Origin of the sequence: Brevibacterium samyangense (assembly GCF_039529845.1) — a bacterium.
GTDB classification, from domain to species: Bacteria; Actinomycetota; Actinomycetes; order Actinomycetales; family Brevibacteriaceae; genus Brevibacterium; species Brevibacterium samyangense.
The window spans coordinates 1-2,774 of the sequence record NZ_BAAANO010000018.1 but is presented as its reverse complement, the minus strand read 5'-3'; the positions used below and the strand labels follow the sequence as shown (position 1 = coordinate 2,774).

The window sequence follows — 2,774 nt, the reverse complement described above, 5'->3', positions numbered from 1 at the left end:
GGTTCGGGCCCGGGGTGTGCGGGGCCAGGGTTGTGCGGGTTCAGGGTTGTGTGGGTTCAGGGCTGTGCTCTGCGGGGGACCAGGCGCGTTCCCCGCAGAGCACAGCTCACGTGGTGAGCGGTCTCCCGGAGGACCGAGGTGAGCCGCGGCACGTGTGCGGCGAAGCGGTCCGGGCGGAGCGAGACGGCGACGGAGCCGAGGGTCCGGCCCGCGAGGTCGCGGACGGGTGCGGCCATGCACGAGGCGCCCCGGATGATCTCCTCCTGCTCGACTGCGATACCGGACCGGGTGACATCGGCGAGGATCGCCTCGAGCGTGGCACGGTCGGTGACGGTCGCCTCGGTCATGGCGGGGAGGCCGTGCGCAGCGAGATACGTGTCGCGTTGCTCGGGTGTCATCGCGGCGAGGAGGACCTTTCCGAATGCCGTGGCATGGGCGGCGTCGTTGAAACCGAAGTCCATCGGGGTGATCCGTGGGCGGGCGGGGGAGTCGACCACGTGCGCGACGACGATGTCGTCACCGCGGTGCACCGCGTAGTAGGCCGCCGCATCCGCGCACGCATGGAGATCGCGGACGAGCGCGGCGACTGCAGGGGGAGTGCCGACCTGGCGGCGGAGCGACGCGTCGAGCGCGTGCAGTCGGTATCCGAGCCCGTACCGACTCTCCTCCTTGAGATGGACGAGGTGTTCCGAGGCCACGAGCGTCTTGAGCATGCGGTAGACCGAGGGCAGTGGCGTGTCGAGCGCCGAGGCGATCTCCTTCGCCGTCATGCCCCGGTGATGGGAGGCGACCACGTCGAGGAGGGCGAAGGCCTTCTGGACGGAAGCGAGTCCGGCGACCGCGTCATTGCGTGCCATGGCGTCATGCTGGCGGCGGAGATGATCGTGTGCTGGGAGTCGCGGGGCGCGGAGGGAAGGACCGCCAGGCCCCGAGTGTTGCCGGCTCCGGGGTGTGGCCTCGGGCTATGACGGACGGCAATGGGGTAGGGCGAGGGCCGGGTGGCGGGGGATCTACGGATGAGGCCGGGACGCCTCGGCAGCCAGGGCATCGCGGTGGAGGTGTCGGGGCAATGATCAGGGGATCTGGAGCTCGCCCATCCGGTCCCAGTCGCTGCCGTCGATCTGACGGCTGATGATCCGCGGGGTCTCGACGAGCGCTTCACGCATGTCGATCATGGCCTGCTGGAAATGCGGGCTGGTGACGTGGGCTTCCGCGGCGTCGTCCTGAAACGCCTCGACGAGGACGAACTCGTTCGGGTCGTCGATGCTCCGGGACCAGTCGAACCACAGAGTCCCCGGCTCGGCGCGGGTTGCCTCGGTGAACGCGCGGGTGTGGTCGATCCAGCGGTCGGCCCAATCGGGCTTCACGGTGAATCTCACGACGATGAAGATCATGGCGTGTCCTTTCGTTCGGAGCGTCTCGCTCGGCGCACGTGGGTGGTGCCGGACGGGTGGTTGATTCCGGAGCGACGGGGAGTGTGCTCTGCTGCGTGTGTCTGCAGCAGTGTCTGCGGCGTCGTATTACCGGAGCAATCGACGTTCTCACGTGGCGATAACCCGGGGTGCGCCGGGACACGGTGGTCGGCCGCCGGTGGAACGTAGGTCATTGGCAAAGGGGGAGGTGCGCGCCGGTCGACCGGCCGGTCGCGGTGATCGGAACAGTTCCTCCCGGTTCGCGCTTCGTAAGGTGCGGAGTCAGCACGTGCGCGAGTTCCTGTCCGTGCCTCCTGCAACCATGATCATGTGGCCGTCCTGGACTGGCAATCGCATGTTGAGTGGCGTCCTCGGTGCCAAGTCCTGTGGACAGAGAATACTTTTCCACAATCTCGGGAAATCAGGGTCTAAGGACTATCCATGTGACTTTTCGACTATTAGAATCGATTTACGTTCTAATTGGTGGAGGCTGCGAGCCTCTCTTTCCCTCGCCGGCCGCCGGGCGTTGTCCCCACGGTCTTCACGGATTCCCTCCTCACGCTTTCTCTCTTCGTTCGTTCCCCTCTTCTTTTCGTTTCACTTCGTTCTCATGACCTGTTCCGAGGGAGGTATCGGTCATGGCCACCGAATCCGAGGACAACCCGCAGGAGCCTGGCACTCGGCTGGGCCCCGACTCCGTGCAGGGGTCCAGGCGTGGAACGCCGTCCGGCCGCAACGACGGGCCCGGTCCCGGCGACGAGTACCCGAATACGCGCCGTTCCGGTGACGCAGACAGTTCCGACACCACGCCATCTTCACCGGCGGTGTCGTCGGAGCCCGCGCAGGTACCTGCGCCGGTGCCGGTGCCGTTCGCCGGGTTCCCGAATACCGCTGATGGTCGGCTCGAGGCATTCGATGCTTCCGGTCCGGCACGTCTGGCCGCGGTGGCCCGGGCCCAGCAGGCCGAAGCACACGCGTTCTACACCATGCTCGAGGCCGTCGCCGGGTATGTGGTGTCCGAGGTCATCATCGAGACCACCGCCCACGACCAGCACGCGCTGGCGAACGCTGTCCCGCCGGCGTCATTGCCGGAGTTCCTGCACGACGAGTACGAGTCGATCGCAGCGACGGTGCGCAGGTGGGGTGTGGAAGTCCGGCAGCGAGAAGCCGAGATCGCTGCCGAACGAGCAGCGCAGGAGGCAGCTCTTGCGTGGGGCCGGGACCCGGGCAGGGAACCGGACGCGGATGCGTCCGCCGACGCGGCTGGAGCGGGCTCCGACGCGGAGCATCGCGGCGAGGTGCGTCGGCGCGAGGAGCCCGGTAAGGCGGAGGGGATCGAGGGGCGCGTGCTGGTGCCGTTGC

Annotated in this window: 3 protein-coding genes; 1 reads left to right on the top strand and 2 read right to left on the bottom strand. The window is 67.6% G+C overall.

Features of this window, described 5'->3' with window-relative positions:
* Positions 1 to 56: 56 nt before the first annotated feature.
* Both ABD172_RS09895 and ABD172_RS09890 read right to left on the bottom strand, forming a co-directional pair.
* The gene (locus tag ABD172_RS09895; protein ID WP_344309204.1) at positions 57 to 857 is read right to left on the bottom strand and encodes an IclR family transcriptional regulator; all 801 of its coding nucleotides are present in this window, start codon (positions 855 to 857) and stop codon (positions 57 to 59) included.
* Positions 858 to 1,073: 216 nt separating this feature from the next.
* Positions 1,074 to 1,394, bottom strand: a complete 321-nt coding sequence (locus tag ABD172_RS09890) for a putative quinol monooxygenase (RefSeq protein WP_344309202.1) — start codon at positions 1,392 to 1,394, stop codon at positions 1,074 to 1,076.
* A 656-nt stretch (positions 1,395 to 2,050) separates the two neighbouring features.
* Between ABD172_RS09890 and ABD172_RS09885 the strand changes: the two genes are divergently transcribed.
* A partial coding sequence (locus tag ABD172_RS09885) for a hypothetical protein (protein WP_344309200.1) occupies positions 2,051 to 2,774 on the top strand: 724 nt, incomplete at its 3' end.